The sequence below is a fragment of the Streptomyces albiaxialis genome (assembly GCF_039530985.1).
GTDB classification, from domain to species: Bacteria; Actinomycetota; Actinomycetes; order Streptomycetales; family Streptomycetaceae; genus Streptomyces; species Streptomyces albiaxialis.
Genome location: NZ_BAAAPE010000025.1, coordinates 32,598 through 57,114, shown reverse-complemented (window position 1 = coordinate 57,114; position 24,517 = coordinate 32,598). Strand labels below are relative to the sequence as shown.

Below are 24,517 nucleotides of genomic sequence, written 5' to 3'. Positions count from 1 at the left end.
ACCGGATCGCGCGGGTGCGCTCAGGAGGCCGACGGCTCGATCTCCCCCGCGAAGACGATGACCTGGTCGATGAGGCTCCGTCGCAGATGGACGACGTCCGTTCCCGCCAGGCGGGGGCCGCCGGCCGGCGTGGTGAAGACCCACTGGTAGCGGGCCCATTCACCGGGCATGTCCACCGCCGAGCAGCGCACCATCGTGCCGGCCCCCGCCGGGTGGCGCCGGATGTCCAGCACGAACCGCTCGACCGCCGCGATTCCTTCGCTGCGGCCCAACGGCCCCCAGAAGACCACGTCCGAGGTCAGGGCCTGGGAAAGAAGGGCAGTCACATTGAGGTCGTCCGAGGCGTTGAACGCGGAGATGAACGTGTCGATCGCGGAGCGTGCGGTCTCTTCCTGCATACCCCAGTAATATCAGCCGTTTCGCGTGCGCTCGTCCCACGAGCCGCCTTCCGGGCACGGTGAACCGTCCCGGTCACCACCTCCAGCCGGAGGAGACGGTCACCCCGGGGGCCGGTTGCGGATGAAGGTGTCGCTGGGCTTGCCGTCGTTCCAGTTGAAGACCATCTCCTGGCCTCCCTTGGTCAGTACCGCCTTGCCGTTGGCGCGCATCCCGGAGCACGCCAGGCTGACGGCCATGCTGCCGCTGAGCGTTCCCGAGCAGCTCTTGGCTCCGGCCCGTAGCGAGACGGCGGTGCCGTTCACGGTGAGGACGGCGAGGCCGCCGTCGGCGGTACGGCCGGGGAGGTACCAGGTGCCCTGGGTACCGCGCGCCTGTGCGGGCCTGCTGCTCGTACGGGTGGGCGCGGGCCGTGGCGCGGCGCTCGTCCGGGGCGGCGCCGAGGGGCGGGACGTACGGGTCGGCGTCGCCGTGCCCGGCTGGGCCGACGGGCTGCGGCGCGGGCGGGGCGACTTGGCGTCACGGGTGCGGGAGGGGGACGGCGAGGCGTCGGCGTCCTCGCCCTTCCGCTCGGACGACGACGCCTTGGCGTCGCCCGCCTTGTCCTCGCTGTCGTCCCCGCCGCAGCCGGCGAGGGTCAGCGTCAACGTACCGGCGAGGGCCACGGCGGCAGCGGCGAGTGCGTTCTTCTTGAGCACGGAGGTTCGAGCCATTTCTGCGTTCAGGAGCGTCTGGGGAGGGGACAGGAGACGGGCCCGTCTCGAAGTCCGGACAGCCTGACACGCGGAACCGCGCCGGAACCAGGCAGAATCCGAACTGTTCTGCGGAAAAATTCCCCTGAACTCGCGGACGTACGGCGTGAGTTGACGTGAGGCCCGGAATGCCGCGAGCAGCCCGGGACCGGGTGACGCCATAAATGGCTCGCCAATGGCGCCACATGTGTGCCAAGATGGCACCATCGACGGCGCGCGGTGCGGCGTCGGCACTTCAGGGGGGCGGGGTCATGGCGACAGCAGAGGCAGTACGGGGAGCAGGGATACGCCCGCGGTCCGCGCCCGGGGCCTGTGGCGCCTTCGCCCGCTTCGTGCTGTGCGGCGGCGGGGTGGGGCTCGCCTCCAGCTTCGCCGTGTCGGCCCTCGCCTCCTGGACCCCCTGGATCCTCGCCAACGCCCTGGTCACCGTGGTCTCCACGCTCCTGGCCACCGAGCTGCACGCCCGCTTCACCTTCGGCGCGGGCGGGCGCGCGACCTGGCGCCAGCACGCGCAGTCGGCGGGTTCGGCGGCGGCCGCGTACGGGGTGACCTGCGCGGCGATGCTGCTCCTCCAGCAACTGGTGGCGTCGCCGGGCGCGTTCCTCGAACAGGGCGTCTATCTGTCCGCGTCCGCGCTCGCCGGTGTCGCCCGCTTCGCGGTGCTGCGCCTGGTCGTCTTCGCGCGGACCCGTTCGCGGGGCGCGGGCGACCGGGACGGCGAGGGCGCGAGCACGGGCGAGGGCGCGGTCGCTGTCCGTACCGTCGCGGTCCGGCCGGTGACCGCGGCCGCCGCGCCCGCCGCCCTCTGCCGTGCCGCCTGAGGTCCGGAGACCCTGAGGCCCCGAGGCCCTGAGGCTCGGAGCCCCCGAGGTCCTGAGGCGGGGTCCGGCGTCAGCGGCCCAGCAGTTCGAAGAGGCTGGAGAAGCCCTCGCCGCCGTGGCCGTCCGCGATCCTGCGGTCCATCAGCTTCTTGACCTCCCGCATCCGCACGGCCTCCACACCGCGCGTTTCCCGGTGGCCGATCATGTCGTCCATCAGCGCGGCCTGGACGTCGAGGGGGCCGAGGTCCGGCGCGTACTCGCCGCGGTCGACCGCGCCCGCCATCGAGGTCAGCAGCGCCGGGTACGCGGGCAGCGAGGCGGCGACGCGCGCGGCGAACTCCGGTACGTCGACGCCCTCGGCCCGGACGAGGCGGAGCGTGTGCAGGAAGCCGATCAGCAGCTCGTAGGAGACCGCGACCTGGGCGAGGAACTCCACCGCGGCGAGGCCCGCGTCCTCCCCGTGGTACGTCACGGTGCCCAGGCCCCGCAGCGCCGCCCCGTGCGCGGCGAAGGCCTCGCGCGAGCCGCTGACCGGGAACTGGACGTCCGGCGTGCCCACGTAGGGCGGGTCGCCCATGACCTTGCCGTCGAGATACGCGGCGCCGTGCTCGTCCGCCCAGCGCGCGAACTCCCGGGCCCGGTCCGGGGAGCAGCTCGTGAAGTTCACCAGCGTCCGGCCCTCGACCGCGCCCTCCAGGGTGCCCAGCACCTGCTCGACGGCCGGGCCGTCGAGCAGGCAGAGCACGACGAGCGGGCTCGCCGCCACCGCCTCGGCGGCGGTCGGGGCCGTGGCGGCACCGGCCTCGGCCAGCGACGCGCTCCTGTGCGCGGTGCGGTTCCATACGGTCGTACGGTGTCCGCGCTCCAGGAACGTCCTGGCCAGGGCGGAGCCCATGGCCCCGAGCCCGAGCACGGTCACGGCTGTCGCCTCCGCCGCCGCGCCTCTTCCCGTCTTCGCCTCTGTCGTCGTCATGGTGGTGCCGCCTTTCGTGTCGCGGGGAGGGTGGGGGTCGCTCAGGCGTCGAGGAAGTCGCGGGTGAGCGCGATGATCCGGGTGGGGTCGGCGAACCAGTCCATGTGCCCCTCGCCCTCGACCTCCACCAACCGGCTGCCGGATATGGCCTTGTGCAGCTCCCGGGAGCCCTCGACGGGGATCATGGCGTCGGCGGCCAGGCCGATCACCAGCGTGGGGGCGGTGATCGCGGGGAGCAGGGGCCGGATGTCCACCTGGCCGCAGAGGTCGATCTGACGGCCGATACCGGCGGGCGGCCAGGCGTCGGCGAGCGACTGGGCCAGCCCCTCGTGGCCGAACTTGTCCAGCATGCCGGGGCTGAAGCCGGTCAGCGCGGAGAACCTCTTGAGCAGCTCGCGGTCGGTCGCGAGCAGCTTGCGCCAGGTCTCGAAGTAGTAGCGGTCGCGCGGCCCGGTGGAGTGCGCCCAGCCGCCGACGAGGACGAGCCGCCGGACCAGTTCGGGGTGGGCCGCGGCGACGGCGGCGGCGCCGACCGCGCCGAGCGAGAAGCCGAACAGGTCCACGGGGCCGTCGGACGCGTCGCGGATCGCCGCCGTGATCTGATCGGCGATCAGCTCGACGCTCAGCTCCCCGCCGTCGTCCTCGGTAAGGCCGCTGCCGCTGAAGTTGGGGCGGATGACCGTACGGGAGTCGGAGAAGTGGCCCACGACGCCGCCGAAGACCTTCTCGGCATCGCCGCCGGCGCCGTGCACGAGGGCCAGACCGGGCCCCTGGCCGTCGAGTTCGTAGTGGACACGGGTGTTGCGGGCAGCGGTGAACGGCATGCCGCACTCCTTGGGTGAGTACCGATTAAGTGAGCACTAAGCTAATCACCACTTGCGCGACTGTCAATCAAATGAGCGCTCATCTATCTGACACGAGAGGACCCCGATGCGGTCGGCCGGATCATCGGGCCCGGTCAGGCTCCGGCTGCCGTCAGCGGGAGCGCGAGGAGCTCCACGCCGTCCGGCGGCCCCGTCAGCGCGCCGACCGGCGTCCAGCCCCACCGCCGTCCCGCACGGTGGTCACGGCGAGACCCGGACCGGCCGCGTGCTCGGCCAACTGCTCCGCGAAGGCGTCCGCGGCCGCCGCGTCCTCGCCGTAGGGCGGCTCGCGGTAGACCCGTGCGTAGACGTCGCGGAACTCCGCGACATGGCGGTTTCCGCTGGCGCGTTCACATTCCACTGCTCACTCCCCCCCCCCCGTTCCTCCATGAGTCCTATGGCAGGGCGGCGGCGGCCTCTTCCAGGGCGTCGACGCTGCCGGACATGACCGTGCGCATGTGCCGGGTGAGGTGCGGCAGGGGCCAGTCCCACCAGGCCACGGCGAGGAGGCGTTCGACGTCCGCGTCGCTGTAGCGGCGGCGGATGAGCTTGGCCGGATTGCCGCCCACGATCCCGTAGTCGGGCACGTCGTCCACGACCACGGCGCCGGACGCGATGACCGCGCCGTGCCCGATCCGTACGCCCGGCATCACCAGCGAGCGGTAGCCGAACCACACGTCGTTGCCGACGACCGTGTCGCCGCGTCCGGGCAGCCCGGTGATCAGGTCGAAGTGCTCGGCCCAGGAGCCGCCCATGACGGGGAACGGGAAGGTGGAGGGGCCGTCCATCCGGTGGTTGGCGCCGTTCATCACGAACCGCGTGCCCTCCCCCAGCGCGCAGTATTTCCCGATGACGAGCCGCTCGGGCCCGTAGTGGTAGAGCACGTTCCGGGTCTCGAACGCGGTCGGGTCGTCCGGGTCGTCGTAGTACGAGAACTCCCCCACCTCGATCAACGGCGAGGTCACCAGCGGCTTGAGCAGCACCACGCGGGGCTGCTCGGGCATCGGGTGCAGGACGTTCGGGTCGGCGGGGACGGGGACTGGGGATGTCACGGGGGCTTCCTCTCGGCGCGGGCGGCATGTGCGTGGATGTGTGTGGGCGTGGGCGTGCGCCCATTCCAGCCGACGTCCCGGCGATGATCAACGACGGATCGGGCAACGTGCGGTTATCCAGGGGTAATCGTCGCGCGGCGGCACCGAGATGCCGCCGGGCACGGTCAACTCCGGGTGAGGCGCGCGGGGTCCGTCTCCTTCACAGCCGCCCTCCGGTCCAGCTCCCAGCCCTGCCCGTAGGCCGCGCCGAAGGCGACCGCGCCGAGCGCGGCACGCGACCGGCGGACGAGGGCGCCGACCTGATGGTCGGTACGGTCGTGCGCCCCGCGCAGCCGGGCCGCGGCGCCGAGCAGGACGGCCGCCTCGCGGTGCTGTCCGTACGCCTCGGCGAGCGCGGCCGTGCGCACCCCCACCAGCGAGAGGATCGGCAGGTCCCCGGTCGCCAGCCCCGCCCCGTACGCCGCGGCCAGCGCCCGTTCCGCGCCCGCCGGGTCGCCCGACTCCAGGCAGAGCGCGGCACGTACGCAGCCCGCCAGGGTGCGCGCGTGGCCGCCGGGGAACGGGGCGTCGCCGCGCAGGGACCGTTCGGCGCCGTCGAGCAGCTCCCGGGCGCGGTCCCGCTCGCCGAGCCGCAGCCGGAGGAGGGCGTCCCAGGCGTTGACCAGGGGCGGCATCGCCGGGGAGTCCGCGCGCGGGGCCCGTTCCCGCGCAGAGGCGATCACCGCGCCCGCCCGGGCGGTGTCGCCGCGGCGGAGGTGGAGGTCGATCCAGCGCAGGTCGCCGAAGACCTCGTCGGTGAGGCTGAGCGAACCGAACTCCCGTGCCAGCGCACGGGCTTCGCGCAGGTCGGCGAGCGCGCCGTCGAGGTCGCCGTCGTACTGCCGCAGCACTGCGCGCATCGGCAGCGCGTGGGAGCGGCCCCAGCAGTCGCCGGCCTGCCGGAAGCGGTCCAGGGCCGCCTCGACATCGGTGCGGGTCCGCTCCAGATCGCCCGCGTTCTCGGCGAACCCGGCCCGGAACATGCGGGCCAGTCCGGACAGCCACACGTCGTCGCCGTCCGCCATGCGCGCGAGGGCCGGGGGCACGGCCCACTCCCCGGTCAGGGCCGCGAGCGGGAGCGCGACGAGCGCGGCGTACGGGCCGAACCGGCCGGACGGGTCAGGGGCCGCCAGCAGCCGTCCGGCCGACTCCCGCAGCGCGGCCCGGTCGTCCGCGGCCTCCCCCGCCGACGCCCCCGACCGGGGACCGGCCCGGTTGAGCAGGTGGAGCGCACGGGCGCAGTCGCGCGCGGCGGACTCCTCGACGGGCTCCCCGGCGGACTCCTCGGCGGGCTTCTCGGCGGACTCCTCTACGGGCTCCTCGGCGGACCGTCCGGCCGACCGTGCGCCGCCCTGGACCGCCAGCGCCTCGCCCAGCCAGTGGGCCGCGTCGGCGTGGCGGCCCAGCATCTGCCAGTACCAGACCAGGTCCAGCGCGAGGGCGACCGCGCCGGGGGCGTCGCCGGTCTCGCACCGCCGCCGCAGGGCCGCGAGCGTGTTGTCGTACTCGGCGCCGGTCGCCCGCACCGCGGCGAGCTGGCCCGGCCCCCGCAGCAGCGGCTCGTGGCGGGCCGCCAGCGCGGCGAAGTGCCCGGCGGCCAGGTCGCGTACGGCCCCGAGGGCGCCCGTCGCCGCCAGCCGGTCCGCGCCGTACTCGCGCAGCGTCTCCAGCATGCGGTAGCGGCCGGGGTCGGGCGCGAGCTGGAGCAGCGAGCGGTCGACCAGTGCCGCGAGCAGCTCGGGGACCTCGGCGGGCGGCACGGGCGTGCCCGCGCAGACCGCGGCGGCCGAGGCGGCCGTGACGCCGCCGGGCAGGACGGCGACGCGCTCGGCGACCGTACGTTCGCGCGCGCTCAGCAGGTCCCAGCTCCAGGCGATGACGGCGCGCAGCGTGCGGTGCCGGGGCAGCGCGGTGCGGCTGCCGGTCGTGAGCAGCCGGAACCGGTCGGAGAGCCCGTCGGCCAGCTCCGGCAGCGACAGCGTCCGCAGCCGGGCCGCGGCCAGTTCGAGGGCCAGCGGCATCCCGTCCAGGCCCCGGACCACGCGCAGCACCTCGGGCAGCGTCGTCGCGTCGACGGCGAATCCGGGGCGTACGGCCGCGGCCCGCTCGGTGAACAGCCGTACGGCCGCCGCCCGCCGGGCCTCCGCCACGCCGTCGTCCGGGCCGGGCAGCGCGAGGGGGCCGAGCGGCACGAGCGCCTCGCCGTCGACCGCGAGGGGCTCACGGCTCGTGGCCAGGACGCGCAGCCCGGGGCAGCGCGAGAGCAGGGCGGCGACCAGGCGGGCCACGGCGTCGATCAGGTGCTCGCAGTTGTCGACGAGCAGCAGCATCTCCCTGCCGCCGAACCGCTCCGCGAGGACGTCCGGTTCCGCTGCCCCCGCCCGCCCGCGGTCCTCGAACATCGCGGTGCCGCGCACCCCGGCCCCGGCGAGCAGGGCCGCGCCGACCTTCTCCGGTTCGGTGACCGAGGCGAGGTCGATCAGCCGCACGCCGTCCCGGTACGTACGGCGGTGCGCCCGCGCGGCCTCGACCGCGAGCCGGGTCTTCCCCGCGCCGCCGGGCCCGACCACGGTGACGAGCCGGCCTCCGGCGAGCAGCGCACGGACCCGGGCGAGATCGCCGTCCCGCCCGACGAAGCTCGTCACGGCGGCGGGCAGGCCGGTGTCCGCGCCCACGCCCGTGGAGGGTGCCGGGGCGGCGGCGGGCTCGCGCGGGGACTCCGCGCGGAGCATGCGGAGGTGGCGGTCGCGCAGGGCCGCGCCGGGGGCCGTGCCGAGGGCGTCGGCGAGGGACTCGCGGATCCGTCCGTAGAGGGCCAGGGCCTCGGCCTCGCGGCCCCGGTCGGCGAGGGCGTCCATCAGCAGCGCGGCGGCACGCTCGTGCAGGGGGTGCTCGGCGAGGAGGGCGTCGAGGCGGGTCGCGGCGGATTCGGCGCGGCCCAGGGCGAGTTCGGCGGCGGCGAGGTCGGTGACGGCCTCGACGGAGGTGCGGGCCAGCCGGGTCGCGGCGGCGGGCGCCACCGCGGCGACCGCCGGGGGCTCCGCTCCGGGGCGGTCGCCCCACAGGGCCACCGCCTCGCCGAGCGCGGTGGCCGCCGCGTCCGGGTCACCGGCGCGCAGCCGCTCGCGCCCGAGGGCGGCGAGGCGTTCGAACCGCAGCGCGTCGACGTCGTCCGGCGCCACGTCCAGCCGGTAGCCGCCTGTCGCCCGCACGACGTCCGTGGCCGCGCCGAGGGCCCGGCGGAGCCGCGAGACGAGGGCCTGGAGGGCGTGTTCCGGCCCGGCCGGCGGGTCCTCGGCCCAGACCGCGTCGACGAGGACGCCCCGCTGCACCGCACGTCCCCCGCCGAGCGCCAGCCGTACGAGCAGCCCGCGCAGCCGTACGCCCGGTACCCGCACCGGGGTCGGCACGGCGGCGTCACCGCGCGACGCCTCGAAGGCGCCGAGCAGCGTGACGCGGAGGCGCGCGTCCCGTTCCATCCCGCCATCTTCGCGCGCGGGCCGGGCCGTCCGCGTCGAGGGGTGCCGTGTCAGCGCCGTGTGAGCCCCGTGTGAGCGAGCCGCGACAGGCTCCGGGTCCTCGGGGGAAGACATCGAGCGAAGGAGTCCCTGTGCATGACGTCCCTGTGCATGACGTCCCTGTGCATGACGTGACGATCGTGGGGGCCGGCCCTGTCGGTCTGTTCCTCGCCTGCGAGCTGGGCCTCGCGGGCTGTTCGGTCCTGGTGCTCGAACGGGAGGCGGAACGCCGCTCCCCCTGGAAGTCGGCCCCGCTCGGACTGCGGGGCCTGTCCGCCGCGTCGGCCGCGGCGTTCCACCGGCGGGGGTTGCTGGGCGCGCTGCGCGCGGAGTCGGGGGCGGACGGCGAGAACGGCCCGGACGGCGAAGCCGACCCCGACCCCGGCTCCGGCTCCGGCTCCGGCTCCGGCTCCGATGAGCCCTCTCCCCCGCGCAGTGCCGGTCACTTCGCGGGCATGGTGCTCGATCCGGCCAAGGTCGATGTCGCCGCGCTGCCGTACCGGCTCCCCGGTCCGGCGGCGGAGGGCGTGATGACGTACCTCGAAGCGATCGACACGGTGCTGACCGCGCGGGCGGCCGAGCTGGGCGTGGAGATCCGGCGCGGCGTCACGGTCACCGCCCTCGAACAGGACGACGCGGGCGTGGTCGTACGGGCGGACGGGCACGAGGACGGATTCACGGCGCGCTGGCTCGTCGGCTGCGACGGCGGCCGCAGCGCGGTCCGGCGGCTCGCGGGCTTCGACTTCGCGGGCACCGGACCGCAGTTCACCGGGTACGTCGCGCTCGCCGACCTCGCCGATCCGGAGAAGCTGGACCCGGGGTTCACGCTCACCCCGGCGGGCATGTACGTGCGGATGGCCGCACCGGGGCACATCGGGGTGCTGGACAGCGACGGCGGCGCGTTCGACCGTACGAGGCCGCCGACGCGCGAGCACCTCCAGGCGGTGCTGCGCCGGGTCTCCGGCACGGACGTGACGCTGACCGGCGTGCGGCACGCGTCCAGCTTCACCGACCGGGCGATGCAGGCGACGACGTACCGCCAGGGGCGCGTCCTGCTCGCGGGCGACGCCGCGCACATCCACTCGCCCCTCGGCGCCCAGGGCCTCAACCTCGGCATCGGCGACGCGATGAACCTGGGGTGGAAGCTCGCGGCGACCGTGCGCGGGCACGCGCCGGACGGGCTGCTCGACACGTACGGCAGCGAGCGCCACCCGGTCGGCGCCGCGGTGCTCGACTGGACGCGGGCCCAGTCGGCGACGATGCGGCCGGGCCCGGACGCGCGGGCCGTCCAGGGGGTGATCCGCGAGCTGATCGGGACCCGCGACGGGACGACGTACGTGTACGAGCGGGTCTCGGGCTCCTCGCACCGCTACGACCTCGGCGGCACGCATCCGCTGGTCGGCCGCGACGCTCCGGACCTGCGCCTGGCGGACGGCACCCGCCTCGGCGAGCTGGCCCGCGACGGGCGCGGCGTCCTCCTCGACCTCCGCGCCGACCCGTCCCTCCGCGCCACCGCCCTGAAGTGGGAGCGCCGGATCCGGTACGCGGCCGGTCCGGCGAGGAACGACCTCGGCCTCGGTGCCGTCCTGGTCCGGCCCGACGGCACGGTCGCCTGGGCCGGTGAACGCGCCCCGGGCCCCGAGGAGTTCACGCGGACCGCCCTGCGCTGGTTCGGCGACCCGGACCGCTGAGCGCCCCCGCCCACCGCCCACGCCCCTCACCCCTCACCCCTGAGCGACAGCGATCTCAAGGAGCACGCACATGGCCCTCACCCTCCGCCCGGGCAGCACCGTGATGTTCACCGGCGATTCGGTCACCGACTGCCGACGGCTGGAGAGCGAGCAGGGGCTCGGATCCGGCTACCCCCTGCACATCGCGGCCGAATGGGGCCTCCGCCACCCGGACAGGGCCGTGACCTGGCTGAATTCCGGGGTCGCGGGCGACAAGGTCAGCGATCTCGCGGCCCGTTGGCAGACGGACGTGCTCGACGCGCGCCCCGATGTGGTGTCGGTCCTCGTCGGCGTGAACGACGTCGGCTGGCACACGTACGACCCCGCGGGCCGGGTGATCCCCGTGGACGAGTACGCGGAAGGGTACGACCGTCTCCTCGCGCCCCTCGCGAAGGCCGGGGCCGGACTGATCCTCATCGAGCCGTTCCTCCTGCCGCTGCCCGGTCCCGTCGAGGTCGGCGACACGGTGCTCGACGCGGAGGTCGAACGGGAGTGGCGCGCCGACCTCGACCCGAAGATCCAGGCCGTACGCGAACTGGCCCGTACGTACGGCGCGCATCTGCTCGCCGCCGACGGCCTGTTCGCCGGGCTCTCCGCGACGACCGGGACCTCGCACTGGTCCGAGGACGGCGTCCATCCGACTCCCGCGGGGCACGCCGCGCTGGCGGCGGCGTGGCTCCGCCTGGTCGCGTGAACTGAACGGCCGGAAGCCGACTGTTCACGGCGTACGGGGGCCAATACCGTGTGCGACCTTCGTGTCCTGGGGGGGGCTCATGAACGGTCTCCGTGCGGTCGCCGTCTGCCTTGTGCTCGCGGGCGCCGCGGTCGTGGCACCGTCCGCCGCGACCGCGCGGCCCGCGGCGCAGCCCGCGCCGCAGCCCGCCGCGGCAGCGAGCTGGTCCGCGCTGCCCGTCCCGGCGGCGTCCCCGCCGGTGAGCGTGTCCGATGTCGCCGCGCGCGGCCCGGACGAGGCGTGGGCGACCGGGTCCGAGCAGACCGCCGAGGGGCAGCGCCCGGTCCTGTACCGGTGGGACGGCGCCGCGTGGAGCCGGGAGACCGGGTTCCCCGGCGCCGGGGAGGAAGGGCGGCTCCGCGAGGTGCGGTTCGTCGGCGACGAGGTGTGGATCTTCCACAACCACGCGGGCGAGGGCCGGATCCTCCGCGGACCGGCGGGCGGAACGGACGGACCGGATGACCCGGACGGGCCCGGTCGCTCCGACGCGTGGACCACCCTCGCGCTGCCGCAGACCCTGCGCACGTACCAGGACTTCACGGCGGTGCCGGGCGCCGCGTGGGTGATCGGCGAGGACGACACCGGACTGAAGGTCCTGCACCACGACGGCACCCGCTGGACCTCGCAGCCCACCCCGGACGGCGTGCTGTACCTGATGGGGATCACCGCCCGTACGGCCGACGACGCCTGGGCCTGGGGCGACACCAGCACGGGCAACACCGTCCTGCGCTGGGACGGCACCGCCTGGCGGGACGCCGGGGTGCCGCTGCCGCCCGACAGCAACGTGCACACGATCCTGCCCGAGCCCTCCGGCCGGGTCACGCTCAGCGGCTGGCAGTACACCGACGGCGTGGCCAGCACGTACGTCATGCGCTGGAACGGGCACGCCTGGCGCACGTTCCGGCCGCCGCTGGGCGGCGCGTACACCGAGGAGATGGTGCGCGGCCCGGACGGCGCGCTGTGGCTGCCGGTGCGCAGCGACCGCGCGTTCCAGTCGAAGTACGCGCGGATCGACGGCTCCCGCGTCCGCTACTCCTACGGGCCGGAGCGCCCGCGCGCGATCGACGTCCAGCCGCGTGCGCTGACGCGGGCCGGGTCCTCGCTGCTGTCCTTCGGGACCGCCGAGATCTACGGCGCGAAACCGAACCTGATGAGCGAGCGGCGGGGAGGCTGACATGGCCCGGAGACTTCTCGTCGCGGTCCTCGCCGCCGCGCTGGCCCTCGTCGCCGTGATGATCCCGGCCGCGGCGGACACCGGCTCGTGGCAGCACGTCCCGGTTCCGGAACAGGTGCGCCCGCAGGCCGCGTTGAACGAGGCCGTGGCGCTCGGCCCCGACCGGGCGTGGGCGGTCGGCGCCGACGCCGTCGGCCGCCAGGCGCCGGGCTTCCCGCTGGTGCTGCGCTGGGACGGCACGGCGTGGCAGCGCCAGAGCCTGCCCGGGGTCCGCTGGCAGGGCGAACTGCTGTCCGTCGCCGCGGCCTCGCCCTCCTCGGTCTGGGCGGTCGGCCGCGACGCGGCGGGCCGCGCCCGGCTGCTGCGCCACGACGGCACCGCCTGGCGCGAGAGCCGCCCGCCGCGCGGCGTCACGCTGGCCCGGGTCTTCGCGGGTGGCGGGGAGATCTGGCTGACCGGCTCGCGGGACGGGGCGCAGGCGCTGCTGCGCAGGGACGGGAACGGCTGGCAGGACGTACCGGCGCCGCCGGGGTCCGTGCACGGCCTGCACCTGCTGGCGGCCGACGACGTCTGGGCCGCGGGCGCCTCGGTGGACGGCGCGACCGTGTCGCACTACGACGGGCGGGAGTGGAAGCAGACGGTCGTGGACGGGTTCCCGCGCGCGGCCGTGGGCAGCGTGCTGGCGGTCTCGCCGACGGAGGTCTGGGCGGGCGGCACGGCCGGCTTCGTCGGCGGCCCGCCGGGGAAACCGATCCCGCCGCTGCTGGTCCGCTGGGACGGCGAGAAGTGGAGCCGGGTGGCGATGCCGACCGACTTCGGCTCGGTCAACTCGCTCACGCCCACCGCCTCCGGCGAGCTGGGCTGGGTCTCGGTGAACCGCTCGCAGAAGTGGAACCCGGGCGGCACCCCGCCGCTCGTGCCGGGCCCCGACTTCCTCTCCTGGGACGGGAGCGCGTTCACCGGGTACGGCGAACCGCCGGTCTCCGGCGAGGGCGAGTCCTGGACCCTGCGGCTGGCGCCGGTCCCGGGCACGGACACGGTGTGGTCGGTCGGCCGCGCCGACGGCCCCCAGGGCACCTTCGCCCCCCGCGCCCTGCGATTCGGCTGACCCGGATTCCGGGCATTCACCCCTAGCGCGCGCTCCGCCTCTCTTCCGGCGGGCCCGGTCGACCCCCTGAATCCCCTTCAGGGGGTCGGCTCATGTGCTCGGGTCCGGCATTGCGGAGCCGGGGTCGGTAGGGGTTGCCGCGTGCAATGCGCGGAAATTAGGTTCCCCAGCGGGGAATACCGGTTGCCCACGAGCCCGCATGGCGGCGGGATCCGCTCCGACCGCGACCGATCGAAAGGTTGCCTCATGACCTTGGCCAGTTCGGAACGAGTCACCATGCTCGTGCCGGATTTCCCGTTCGCCTATGACGACTGGCTACGGCATCCGGCGGGACTCGGGACCGTACCCGCGCACCGGCACGGCACTCCGGTGGCGGTGATCGGCGGCGGGATGTCCGGGATGACGGCGGCCTACGAGCTGATGCGGCTCGGGCTGCGGCCGGTGCTGTACGAGGCCGAGCAGCTCGGCGGGCGGATGCGCTCCGAGCCGTTCCCCGAACACCCCGAATTCCTGGCCGAGATGGGCGCGATGCGCTTTCCCGTGTCGGCGACGGCGCTGTTCCACTACATCGACGCGCTCGGGCTGCGCACCGCGCCGTTCCCGAATCCGCTGGCGCCGTCCACCCCGGCCACGCTCGTGCATCTCGAAGGGCGCACGCACCGGGCCCGTTCGGTGGCCGATCTGCCCTCGGAGTTCCAGGAAGTGGCGGACGCCTGGGACAAGGTGCTCCAGGACCGTGCCGAACTCTCCTCTTTGCAGGACGCGATACGGCGCCGTGACATACCCCTGCTGAAAGCGATTTGGAATCAACTGGTCAAGGAGTACGACGACCAGTCCTTCTACGGATTCCTCGCCACCAGCCCCGCATTCGCCTCGTTCCGGCACCGGGAAATCTTCGGGCAGGTCGGTTTCGGCACCGGCGGCTGGGACACCGACTTCCCGAATTCCATCATCGAGATCCTCCGCGTGGTGTGCACCGCGGCGGACGACGACCAGATGACGATCGAGGGCGGCGCCCAGCAGTTGCCGCGCGGGCTGTGGACGCACCGGCCCGGCCGCCTCGCGCACTGGCCCGCCGGCACCTCGCTCGCCGGGCTGCACGACGGAACGCCCCGGCCCGCGGCCGTACGCATCGGACGGGACGCCGAGGGCTTCGAGGTCAAGGACGCCGACGGCCGCCTCGACCGGTACCCGGCCGTGGTGTTCAGCCCGCACGTCCGGGCGCTGCTGACGCATGTGGACAGCGACCCGTCGCTGCTCCCGGCCGAGCTGTGGACCGCCGTCGAACGTACCCACTACATGGGCTCCTCGAAGGTGTTCGTGCTGACCGACCGGCCCTTCTGGCTGGACACCGATCCGGACACCGGGCAGATGGCGATGGGCATGACCCTCACGGACCGGATGCCGCGCAGTGTCTATCTGTTCGGCTCGGACCCCGGCCGCCCGGGCGTGATGTGCCTGTCCTACACCTGGAACGACGACTCGCTGAAGTTCGCCACCCTGTCGGCGGAGCAGCGGGTGGAGATCCTGTTGGCCAAGCTGGGCGAGATCTACCCCGGGGTGGACATCCGCTCGCACCTCATCAGCGAGCCGCTGACGATCACCTGGGAGACCGAGCCCCGGTTCATGGGCGCCTTCAAGGCCAACCTGCCCGGCCATTACCGCTATCAGCGCCGGCTGTTCAGCCACTTCATGCAGGACGACCTCGACCCGCGGCACCGCGGCTTCTTCCTGTGCGGCGACGACGTCTCCTGGACCGGCGGCTTCGCCGAGGGCGCGGTGACCACCGCGCTCAACGCGGTCTGGGGCGTGGTCGAGCACCTCGGCGGCAGCACGCCCGCCGAGAACCCCGGGCCCGGAGACGTCTTCCACGAGATCGCGCCCGTCCGGCTCGCCGAGTGAGACGGGCGGCCCGGCCCCGCCGGAGGGCCGGGCCTCCGGATCAGGCGGGGCGGGACGCCGACATGACGGCCCGTGAGATCGCGTCGATGACGCGCGGCGCCTGGGCGTTCAGATAGAAGTGCCCGCCGGGGTACGTCTGCAGCTCGAAGCGCTCCTTGGTGTGGTCGCCCCAGGAGCGGACCTCGTCGACGCTCGCCTTCGGGTCGCTGTCGCCGACCATGGCGTAGACGGGGCAGCTCAGCGGCGGTCCCGGCTGATAGCGGTAGGTCTCGGCGGCGCGGTAGTCGCTGCGGATCGCGGGCAGTACCGCGCGGAGCATCTCCTCGTCGTCCAGCGTCTGGGACTCGGTGCCGTCGAGCGCCTTGATCTCGCGGATCAGCGCGGCGTCGTCGTGCAGGTGCGTCGACTCCTCGCGGTGCCGGGACGGCGCGCGGCGCCCGGAGGCGAACAGGGCGTGCAGGGTGATGTCGCGCTGTTCGAGGCGGAGCGCCACCTCGAAGGCGAGCGTGGCGCCCATGCTGTGCCCGAAGATCGACAGAGGCCGGTCGGCCCAGGGCAGCAGCCGCTCGGCCACCTCGTCGGCCAGTGCGGCGATGCTGTCCAGGCAGGGCTCGGCGCGGCGGTCCTGCCGGCCGGGGTACTGGACCGCCAGCACGTCGACCGCCGGGGCGAGCGCCCTGGACACCGGGAAGTAGAAGCTGGCCGAACCGCCCGCGTGCGGCAGGCAGACCAGTCTGGTCGCCGCGTCCGGCGCGGGATGGAACCGTCGTATCCACAGATCCTCATCGGCGTGCGCGTTCACGTGTGCGTCCCCTCAGGCGTCCGTACGTGTGGAATCCCCCGGACGACAGTGCTTGCCCGCCGCCCCCCCGGGCAACCCCTAACCCTCCACCACCGCCCCTTGAACCCCCTCGGCGCCCCCGGGGTACGGGTGGGGAACGGGCCTCGGCACGGGGGCGGAAACACACGATTTCCGGCCCGCTGTCGCGGACCGGAAATCGTGGCGGTGTCGTGCCCCTGCACAGCGACGTTCACGCAACGCCGCCGACACACGGGGGTGGGGCATTTCACCGGAGGGCCGCCTCGCCCGTACTTCCGTACGGGGTCGGCGTTGCTATTCTCCGTGGCTCTTCGCGGTCTCGGCTGAATTCGCCGGGTCGCTCTCCTCGGATTCCTTTTCCTTCTTCGGGTCCTTGTAATTCGGGTCGTAGAGTTTGCGCCTGCGGTCCACCCGGCGGACGGCCCAGATGCTGTTCATGACGGCCAGGAAGGTCAGCGGCCAGCCCATGAGGAGGCGCGCGACGCCGAGCCAGGTGGTCTCGTCGAGGTTGTAGAGCCAGCGCTCCACCGCGAACCGGGAGAAGCTCAGCGCCGCCCAGAGCAGCGTGGCCACGTCGTAGTAGAAGAGCGACTTGCGGTCCCGGCGCCAGAACGAGCCCTGGGCGTTGGCCGCGGCCCAGACCTGGCCGATCAGGGGCCGCCGCAGGAGGACGGAGAGGAGCAGGACGCTGCCGATGCAGGCCGTGATCCAGTTGCCGAGCAGGTAGTACCCCTTGGCCTCGCCGACGAGCACGGCGACGCCGCAGGTGATGAGGACGGTGACGAGGCCGACGACCGAGGCGGCCAGCTTCTCCTTGCGCAGCAACTGGTAGATCCCCACCAGGACCGCGGTGCCGATCGAGGCCCAGATGCCCGGCCACATGCTGGTGAGCGCGTTGACCACGATGTAGGTGATGACGGGCAGGATGGTCAGGATCGTGCCGTACACGCCGCCGATGTAGTCCCAGGCGAAGGCGAGCTGGTCCTGGAAGTTCTCCGGGACCTTCTTCACGCCGCTCCCGGCGGCCTGCTCCTCATCGCTCTTGGCGTCCTGTTCCTCATCGTCGTTCACGGTTCGGTCTCCCCACGAGGCTCTTCGACCCCTCCATGCTGGCCGGAATCGGGCCGGGGGCGCATCACACCTAGGTCCCGGGATGGGGTGGAGTTAACTCCACCCCCGCTCCCGGCCCTTCTTCCCGCACTCTTCCTCGTATTCGCTGGCACAAATTCCGGTTATTGACCGCCGCCGCGGCCCGCCCATAGACTCACGCCCCGTCATCCGGTGATCACTGCTCTGCAATCACCCCCGAGGGGAGCATTTCATGACGAGGACCGGCAACGGCGAATCCGTTGAAGAATTAGCTTTTCCCATGGCCAGGAAATGCCCCTTCGCCCCGCCACCGGAGTACGCGAGAATGCGCGCGGAATCCCCGCTGGTGCGGGTGCGGTTGCCGCACGGGGGCACGGCCTGGGTGGTGACGCGTCACGCCGAGGCCCAGCGGCTGCTGACCGACCCCCGGGTCAGCTCCGACGCGAGCAAGCCGGGCTTCCCCACCGTCCGTATGCCCGAGGAACGCCCGGACGGCGCGAGCGCGGACGCGGGCGAGGGCGCGGACGGCGAGGGCACGGGCGGCGGGGAGCCGCTCAGCGCCGAGCAGCTCAACGAGCTGGCGGAGATCGCCCAGTTCCACGAGGGCCAGTTCATCAACCTGGACCCGCCCCGGCACGGCCACTTCCGGCGCATGCTCATCTCCGAGTTCGGCACGCGGCGGATGAACGAGCTGCGCCCGGAGATCCAGCGCGTCACCGACCGGCTGATCGACGACATGCTGGCGCGGGACTCGCGGGCCGACCTCGTCGAGGACCTGGGCCTGCCGCTCTCCTCGCTCGTCATCTGCCGGCTGCTCGGCGTCCCGTACGAGGACCACGACTACTTCCAGTCAGCGACCCGGACGATGGTCCAGCTCGACGCCGATCCGGAGCAGGTCAGGGCGGCGATGGAGGGGCTCGTCGAGTACCTCGACGAGCTGGTCAAGGCGGCCGCGCGGGAGCCCGGCGACAATCTCATCGGCCGGCTGCTCGTCGAGCAGGTCGGCACCGGTGAGCTGACCCGCGCGGGCCTGGTCGGCATGGCCTTCCTGCTGCTGACCGCGGGGCACGAGGCGACCGCGAACATGCTGCCGCTGAGCGTGCTGACCCTGCTGGAGCACCCGGAGCAGCTCGCCGAGCTGCGCGAGGACCCCGCGCTGCTGCCCGGCGCCGTCGAGGAGTTGCTGCGGTTCCACTCCGTGTCGGACTGGGCCGCCTTCGACCGGGTGGCCGTCGGGGACATCGAGATCGACGGCCGGAAGATCACGGCCGGTGAGGGCATCTTCGTGCTGAGCGCGTCGGCGAACCGGGACGAGCGGGCCTTCGAGCACCCCGACACCTTCGACATCCACCGCAGGGCCCGGCACCACATCGCCTTCGGCTACGGGGCGCACCAGTGCATCGGGCAGAACCTGGCCCGCGCCGAGCTGGAGGTCGGGCTGGGCACGCTCCTGCGGCGGATGCCCTCCCTGGAGCTGGACAAGGCCGTGGACGCGCTGCCCTTCAAGTACCAGAACCTCGTCTTCGGACTGCACGCGATGCCGGTCCGCTGGTAGCCCCCGTCCCCAGGGCCGCCCGCCCCGGTCCTTCGCCGGACCGGGGCCGGTGGGCTGCCCGGCCACGGCTGTGGGCAGCGGAACGGTGGGCGGCGGAACGGTGGGGGCCGGATGGTGGGGAGCCTAGCCGCCGACCTCCAGTTCGCTGTCGAGGATGTCGAACAGCTCCTCGGCGGTGGCGGAGTCCAGCGCGGGTTCCTCGGGCCGCTCCTCGGGGCTGTGTGTCTCGGTCCAGGTGGCGAGAAGTCCGCGCAGCCGGGCGGCGATCCCGGCGTACTCCTCCTCGTCCGGGGCGACGGCCGCCAGCTCCGCCTCCAGCCGCCGGATCCCGGCGAACACCGAGGCCGTGCGGTCCGCTTCGTCCTCGCCGAACCCGGCGGCCAGGTGCCGGGCGACGGCCTCGGGCGTCGGGTGGTCGAAGACCAGCGTGGACGGCAGGGTCACCCCGGCGGCCGCGTTCAGCCGGTTCCGCAGCTCGACGGCGGCGAGCGAGTCGAGGCCGAGTTCGAGGAAGCCCCGCCCGCCCGCGACCGCTTCGGGACGGTCGTAGCCCAGGACTTCGGCGACATGGGTGCGGACGAGGGTCAGCAACGTGCGCTGCCGCTCCTCGGCGGAGAGCGTCGCCAGCCCGGCGGCCAGGGACTCCGCCGCCCGTGCCGGTCCCCCGGTCCCGGCGGCGGCCCTGGACGGTGCCCGGACCACCCCGGCCAGCAGCGGGGGTACGCCCGCCGCGCGGGCACGCAGCACGCCCTGGTCGATCCGCAGCGGGACCAGGGTGGTCTCCCCCGTGGCGAGCGCGGCGTCGAAGAGCGCGAGGCCGTCGGCGGGCGCGAGCGGCGGAAAGCCGGAGCGCGCGGCCCGGCGCAGCCCGGCCTCGCCCAGCCTCCCGGCCATGCCGCCGGCCTCGTCCCACAGCGTCCAGGCGAGCGCGGTCGCCGGGAGCCCGAGGGCGCGCCGGTGCCGGGCGAGGCCTTCGAGGAACAGGTTGGCCGCCGCGTAGTTCGCCTGTCCCGCGCCGTCGAGCAGGGTGGCGGTGGAGGAGAACAGAACGAACCGGTCGAGGCCGAGGTCCGCCGTCAGCTCGTGGAGCAGCCAGGCCGCGTCGGCCTTGGGCCGGAAGACGCCGTCGAAGCGCTCCGGGGTCAGCGAGGTGAGGACGCCGTCGTCGAGGGTTCCCGCCGCGTGCACCACGGAGCGCAGCGGATGCGCGGCGGGGATCCCCGCGAGCAGCGCGGCCAGGGCCGTGCGGTCGGTGACGTCGCACGCGGCGAGGGTCGCCGTCGCCCCGGACGAGGCCAGTTCGGCGCGGAGCCGGCCGGCGCCCGGCGCGTCCGGCCCGCTGCGGCTCACCAGCAGCATGTGCCGTACGCCGTGCGCTTCTGCCATGTGCCGGGCGAGGAGCGCGCCGAGCCCGCCGGTGCCGCCGGTGATCAGCACGGTGCCGTCCGGGTCCCAGTCCGCGCCGCCGTCCGGATCCCAGTCCGCGCCGCCGTCCGGCGGCGCGACCCGCGCCAGCCGGGGCACGTACGCCGTGCCGTCGCGCAGCACCGTCTGGGCCTCGCCACCGGCCAGCGCACCGGCCACGGCCGCGCCCGAGGCGTCCCAGGAGTCGACGTCGAGGACCGAGATCCGGCCCGGGTGCTCCTCCTGCGCCGAGCGCGCCAGCCCCCAGACCGCCGGGGCGGCGAAGTCGTCGCCCTCGGTCACCAGGGCGAGCCGCGAACCGGCGAACCGCTCGTCGGCGAGCCAGGAGCGCAGCACCGCGAGCGCGTGGTGCGCGGCGCTCCGGGCGGCGTCGGGCGGCGGGCCCTCGCCGGGCGGGCAGGGCACCACCAGGAGGTCCGGCACGTCCACGGCGGCGAGTTCGGCGTGGCACGTGAGGTCGGACCCGGCGGCGCGCAGGGCCCGGCCGAGCGGCCCGTCGGCGTCCCCGAGCAGCGCCCAGTCCCCCGCCGGGGTTCCCGGTGCCGCGACCGTGGTCCAGTCCGGGCGGAACAGCGACCGGGCCACCACGCCCTCGCGGGCCGCCGCGCCCGTACCGGAGGCGACGGGGCGGGAGGCGAGGGAGCGCACCGAGGCGACCGGGGCACCCGTGGGGTCGGCGAGGTCCAGCGCGACCGCGTGCTCCCCCGCGGGGGACAGCCGCACGCGCAGCGCCCGCGCGCCGACGGCGCGCAGGGTCACCCCGGTCCAGGCGAACGGGACCCAGGGCCGTCCGTCGCGGGGGACGAACTCCCCCAGGTCCAGGGCGTGCAGGGCGGAGTCGAGGAGCGCCGGGGACAGGGCGAATCCCCCGTCAGCGCCCGCACCCGCGTCCGCGCCGTCGGTCTCCCCGTCCAGCGCGACCTCCGCGAAGACCTCCGTGCCGCGGCGCCAGGCCGCGCGCAGCCCCTGGAACCGGGGCCCGTAGCCGTAGCCGCGCTCCGCCATGCCCTCGTACAGCCCGTCGAGGGCGACCGGTTCGGCCCCGGCGGGGGGCCAGCTCCGCAGGTCGGCCCCCTCCTTGTCCGGCGCGGCGGGCGCGGTGGGCGCGGTGGGCGCGGGGATGAGCCGGCCCGTGGCGTGCCGGGTCCAGGGCACGTCGGCGGGGTCGTCCTCGGCGCGGGAGGACACCAGCACCGCGCGGGCGCCCCGCTCGTCGGGCGCGGCGACCTCGACCAGGAGCCGCACGGCGCCGGACTCCGGCAGCGTCAGCGGGCTCTCCAGGGTCAGTTCGTCCAGGGCGGGGCAGCCCGCCCGGTCCCCGGCGTGCAGCGCGAGGTCGACGAAGGCGGTGCCCGGCAGGAGGACGTCGCCGTCGATCGCGTGGTCGGCCAGCCAGGGGTGGGTGCGGAGCGAGAGCCGCCCGGTGTACGTACGGGTGTCCGCCTGCGCGGAGTCCACCGCCGAGGCGAGCAGCGGGTGCCCGGCGCCGTCCTGGCCGAGTCCGGCCGCGTCCTGGGCGGGGGGCTCGGCCTCCATCCAGAACCGGCGCCGCTGGAAGGCGTAGGTCGGCAGCTCCACCGGCCGGCCGGAACCGCCGTGCAGCGCGGCCCAGTCCACCTCGACGCCGCGCGTCCAGGCGGCGGCGAGCGCCCCGGTGACCTCCCGGGTCTCCTCGCGGTCGCGGCGGAGGGCCGGGAGGAACACGGGCCGCTCCTCGCCGGGCACGCAGTCCGGTGCCATCGCGGACAGCACCGCGTCCGGGCCCAGTTCGAGGACGGTGCTCACGCCGTGCCCGGCCAGCGTGCGGACGCCGTCGGAGAACCGGACGGCACCGCGGACGTGGTCCACCCAGTAGTCCGGATCCTGGAGGTGCCCGGCCGTGGCGACCTCGCCGGTGAGGTTGGAGACGACGGGGATCCTCGGCGGCGCGTAGGTCATCACCCGGGCCACCCAGCGGAAGTCGTCCAGCATGGGCCTCATCCGGGGCGAGTGGAAGGCGTGGCTGACGCGGAGACGCCGGATCTTGTGGCCGCGCGCGGCGAGGCCGTCGGCGATCTCGGTGACGGCGTCCTCGTCGCCGGAGAGCACCACCGAGGCGGGCCCGTTGACCGCGGCGAGGTCCGCCCGTCCTCCGAAGCCGTCGAGCGCGGCCCTGGCCTCGTCCTCGGTGGCCCGTACGGAGATCATCGCACCGCCCGCGGGGAGTTCCTGCATGAGGCGGCCCCGCGCGGCGACCAGCGCCGCCGCGTCGGCGAGCGACCAGACCCCCGCCACGTGGGCGGCGGTGATCTCGCCCAGGGAGTGGCCCAGCAGGAGGTCGGGACGCACCCCCCAGGACTCCATGAGCCGGAAGAGGGCGGTCTCCAGGGCGAACAGCGCCGCCTGCGCGTACATCGTGCCGTCCAGCAGGTCCGCCCCGGGCCCGTCCGGTTCGGCCCACACCACGGTGCGCAGCGGCCGGGGAAGGTGGACGTCCAGTTCGGCGCAGGCCTCGTCCCAGGCGCGGGCGAACACCGGGTGGGCGGCGTGCAGTTCGCGGCCCATCCCGAGCCGCTGGGCGCCCTGCCCGGTGAACATCACGGCGACGCCGCCCGGCACCGCCTGCCCCCGGCGGACGCCGGGGCCCGGGTCTCCGGAGGCCAGGGCGTCCAGGTCGCGGGCGAGCTCCGCGCGGTCGGTGACGACGAGCGCGGCGCGGTGCTCCATCGCGGACCGTGCGGTGCCCAGGGCGCGGCCGAGGTCGGCGAGGGCGGGGGCGGGGTGCTCGTCCAGGAAGGTTCTGAGGCGGGCGGCCTGGGCCCGCAGGGCCTCGGGGGTGCGCGCGGAGAGCGGCAGCGCACGCGGCGCGGGGTGCGTGCCGAGGGACGCGGGTTCCGGGGACGGGGGTTCGGGTTCGGGCGGCGGCGGGGCCTGTTCGAGGACGACGTGGGCGTTGGTGCCGCTGAAGCCGAACGAGGAGATACCGGCCCTGCGCGGGGTGTCCGTGCGCGGCCAGGGCCGTGCCTCGGTGAGCAGGGCCACCGTGCCCTGCTCCCAGTCGACGTGGGGGGTGGGCTCGGTGACGTGGAGGGTGCGCGGCAGCAGTTCGTGCCGCATCGCCATGATCATCTTGATGATCCCGGCGGCGCCCGCGGCGGCCTGGGTGTGGCCCAGGTTGGACTTCACCGAGCCCAGCCACAGCGGTGCCGTGCGCCCGGTGCCGTAGGCCGCGGCGAGGGACTGGGCCTCGATCGGGTCGCCGAGCGTGGTGCCGGTGCCGTGCGCCTCGACCGCGTCGACCTCGTGCGGGCCGAGCCCGGCGGAGTCCAGGGCCTGGCGGATCACCCGCTGCTGGGAGGGGCCGTTGGGCGCGGTGAGGCCGTTGGAGGCGCCGTCGGAGTTGACCGCCGAGCCGCGGACCAGGGCGAGGACGGGGTGCCCGGCGCGGCGGGCCTCGGAGAGCCGCTCGACGACGAGGACGCCGACGCCCTCGGACCAGCCGGTGCCGTCCGCGTCGGCGGAGAACGCCTTGCAGCGGCCGTCCGGGGCGAGTCCGCGCTGCCGGGAGAAGGACAGGAACGTGCCGGGGGCGGACATGACGGCCACCCCTCCGGCCAGGGCCACGGAGCACTCCCTCTGGCGCAGCGCCCGGCAGGCCAGGTGCAGCGCGACCAGGGAGCCCGAGCAGGCGGTGTCCACGGTCATGGCGGGGCCCTGGAGGTCCAGGGCGTAGGCGACGCGCCCCGCGATCACGCTGGTGGTGACGCCGGTGGACAGGTGGCTCTCGCGCCCCTCGGCCCGGGTCAGCCGGGGCCCGTACTCCTGCGGTTCGGCGCCGAGGAACACCCCGGTCCGGCTGCCCCGGAGCACGGCCGGGTCGATGCCGGCCCGCTCCAGGGCCTCCCACGAGGTCTCCAGCACGAGCCGCTGCTGCGGGTCCATCGCCTGCGCCTCGCGCGGGCCGATCCCGAAGAACTCCGCGTCGAACTCCGCCGCGTCGTGGAGGAACCCGCCCCGGCGTACGTACGTCTTGCCCGGCGCCTCGGGGTCCGGGTCGTACAGGTTCTCCGGGCCCCAGCCGCGGTCCTCGGGCAGGTCGCCGACGACCTCGCCGCCCTCGGCGACGAGCCGCCAGAGCTGGTCGGGGGACGCGATGCCGCCCGGGTAGCGGCAGCCGATGCCGACGATGGCGATCGGATCCTCGCCCCCGTCCTCGTCCCCGTCCGACGACGGTGCCGCCGGGGCCGGCTCCTCCTCGTCCCCGCCGAGCAGCCCGGCGCGCAGGGCGCGGGCCAGGCGCGCCGGGGACGGGTGGTCGAAGGCCACGGTGACCGGGAGCGCCAGCCCGGTGGCGGCGGCCAGCCGCCCGTGGAGGTCGGCCGCGGTCAGCGAGTCGAAGCCGAGGTCGATGAAGGGGCGGTCCGGCGGCAGCGTCGGCGGCGCGTCGTCGGGCCGTACCCGGCGCAGCGCCCCGAGGGCGTGGTGGCACACCAGGTCCAGCAGCGCCCGGTCCTGCTCGGCACGGGGCAGCCCCCGCAGCTTCTGGCTCAGCGGGGTGGTTTCGTCGTGGGAATTCATACGCGGACTC

Annotated in this window: 16 protein-coding genes and 1 pseudogene; 7 read left to right on the top strand and 10 right to left on the bottom strand. The window is 74.7% G+C overall.

The annotated features are described in order from the left end of the window. Positions 1-20 precede the first annotated feature (20 nt). Positions 21-398 (bottom strand): nuclear transport factor 2 family protein, encoded by a 378-nt coding sequence (locus ABD343_RS36670; RefSeq protein WP_344534675.1) that lies wholly within the window; start codon positions 396-398, stop codon positions 21-23. A 99-nt stretch (positions 399-497) separates the two neighbouring features. Further along, on the bottom strand, positions 498-1,109 hold the full coding sequence (locus tag ABD343_RS36665) for a hypothetical protein (RefSeq protein WP_344534673.1): 612 nt from the start codon (positions 1,107-1,109) through the stop codon (positions 498-500). Between the two features lie 290 nt (positions 1,110-1,399). On the opposite strand from ABD343_RS36665, the gene ABD343_RS36660 reads away from it, so the two are divergent. Continuing rightward, positions 1,400-1,969 carry a GtrA domain-containing protein gene (locus tag ABD343_RS36660; RefSeq protein WP_344534671.1) on the top strand — a complete coding sequence of 190 codons (570 nt, stop codon included), beginning with the start codon at positions 1,400-1,402 and terminating at the stop codon, positions 1,967-1,969. 70 nt (positions 1,970-2,039) lie between these two features. On the opposite strand, the gene ABD343_RS36655 is transcribed toward ABD343_RS36660, so the two are convergent. The 5 genes from ABD343_RS36655 to ABD343_RS36635 all read right to left on the bottom strand — a co-directional run bounded on the left by ABD343_RS36655 (position 2,040) and on the right by ABD343_RS36635 (position 8,375). Next, positions 2,040-2,942, bottom strand: a complete 903-nt coding sequence (locus ABD343_RS36655; RefSeq protein WP_344534669.1) for an NAD(P)-dependent oxidoreductase — start codon at positions 2,940-2,942, stop codon at positions 2,040-2,042. A 41-nt stretch (positions 2,943-2,983) separates the two neighbouring features. Continuing rightward, the gene (locus ABD343_RS36650; protein WP_344534667.1) at positions 2,984-3,766 is read right to left on the bottom strand and encodes an alpha/beta fold hydrolase; all 783 of its coding nucleotides are present in this window, start codon (positions 3,764-3,766) and stop codon (positions 2,984-2,986) included. Between the two features lie 193 nt (positions 3,767-3,959). Beyond that, entirely contained in the window at positions 3,960-4,166 is a 207-nt protein-coding gene (locus ABD343_RS36645) for a hypothetical protein (RefSeq protein WP_344534665.1), read from the bottom strand. A 34-nt stretch (positions 4,167-4,200) separates the two neighbouring features. Next, positions 4,201-4,809: a CatB-related O-acetyltransferase gene (locus ABD343_RS36640; protein ID WP_344534843.1), complete on the bottom strand. Its 609-nt coding sequence runs from the start codon at positions 4,807-4,809 to the stop codon at positions 4,201-4,203. 212 nt (positions 4,810-5,021) lie between these two features. After that, the gene (locus tag ABD343_RS36635) at positions 5,022-8,375 is read right to left on the bottom strand and encodes an AfsR/SARP family transcriptional regulator (RefSeq protein ID WP_344534663.1); all 3,354 of its coding nucleotides are present in this window, start codon (positions 8,373-8,375) and stop codon (positions 5,022-5,024) included. A gap of 161 nt (positions 8,376-8,536) precedes the next feature. Between ABD343_RS36635 and ABD343_RS36630 the strand changes: the two genes are divergently transcribed. From ABD343_RS36630 to ABD343_RS36610, 5 genes are all read left to right on the top strand, one after another. Beyond that, positions 8,537-10,105 carry an FAD-dependent monooxygenase gene (locus tag ABD343_RS36630; protein WP_344534661.1) on the top strand — a complete coding sequence of 523 codons (1,569 nt, stop codon included), beginning with the start codon at positions 8,537-8,539 and terminating at the stop codon, positions 10,103-10,105. A 70-nt stretch (positions 10,106-10,175) separates the two neighbouring features. Continuing rightward, a complete protein-coding gene (locus ABD343_RS36625) occupies positions 10,176-10,838 on the top strand; it encodes an SGNH/GDSL hydrolase family protein (protein WP_344534659.1) in 663 nt (220 codons plus the stop codon). Positions 10,839-10,917: 79 nt separating this feature from the next. Beyond that, positions 10,918-12,051 (top strand): hypothetical protein, encoded by a 1,134-nt coding sequence (locus ABD343_RS36620; protein WP_344534657.1) that lies wholly within the window; start codon positions 10,918-10,920, stop codon positions 12,049-12,051. A gap of 1 nt (position 12,052) precedes the next feature. Then, positions 12,053-13,159, top strand: a complete 1,107-nt coding sequence (locus tag ABD343_RS36615; protein WP_344534655.1) for a beta propeller repeat protein — start codon at positions 12,053-12,055, stop codon at positions 13,157-13,159. A 276-nt stretch (positions 13,160-13,435) separates the two neighbouring features. Further along, positions 13,436-15,061, top strand: coding sequence for a flavin monoamine oxidase family protein (locus ABD343_RS36610; protein ID WP_344534654.1), 1,626 nt, complete (start codon positions 13,436-13,438; stop codon positions 15,059-15,061). Positions 15,062-15,101: 40 nt separating this feature from the next. On the opposite strand, the gene ABD343_RS36605 is transcribed toward ABD343_RS36610, so the two are convergent. After that, positions 15,102-15,863, bottom strand: a complete 762-nt coding sequence (locus ABD343_RS36605; protein WP_344534652.1) for a thioesterase II family protein — start codon at positions 15,861-15,863, stop codon at positions 15,102-15,104. A gap of 312 nt (positions 15,864-16,175) precedes the next feature. Then, positions 16,176-16,952: a DUF3159 domain-containing protein gene (locus tag ABD343_RS36600; RefSeq protein ID WP_344534650.1), complete on the bottom strand. Its 777-nt coding sequence runs from the start codon at positions 16,950-16,952 to the stop codon at positions 16,176-16,178. 343 nt (positions 16,953-17,295) lie between these two features. Here ABD343_RS36600 and ABD343_RS36595 point away from each other — a divergent pair, with 343 nt between their 5' ends. Then, on the top strand, positions 17,296-18,525 hold the full coding sequence (locus tag ABD343_RS36595; RefSeq protein WP_344534648.1) for a cytochrome P450: 1,230 nt from the start codon (positions 17,296-17,298) through the stop codon (positions 18,523-18,525). Between the two features lie 123 nt (positions 18,526-18,648). Here the strand turns inward: ABD343_RS36595 and ABD343_RS36590 are convergent. Then, positions 18,649-24,495 (bottom strand): annotated as a pseudogene (locus ABD343_RS36590) (type I polyketide synthase); the annotation flags it as partial. Positions 24,496-24,517 lie beyond the last annotated feature (22 nt).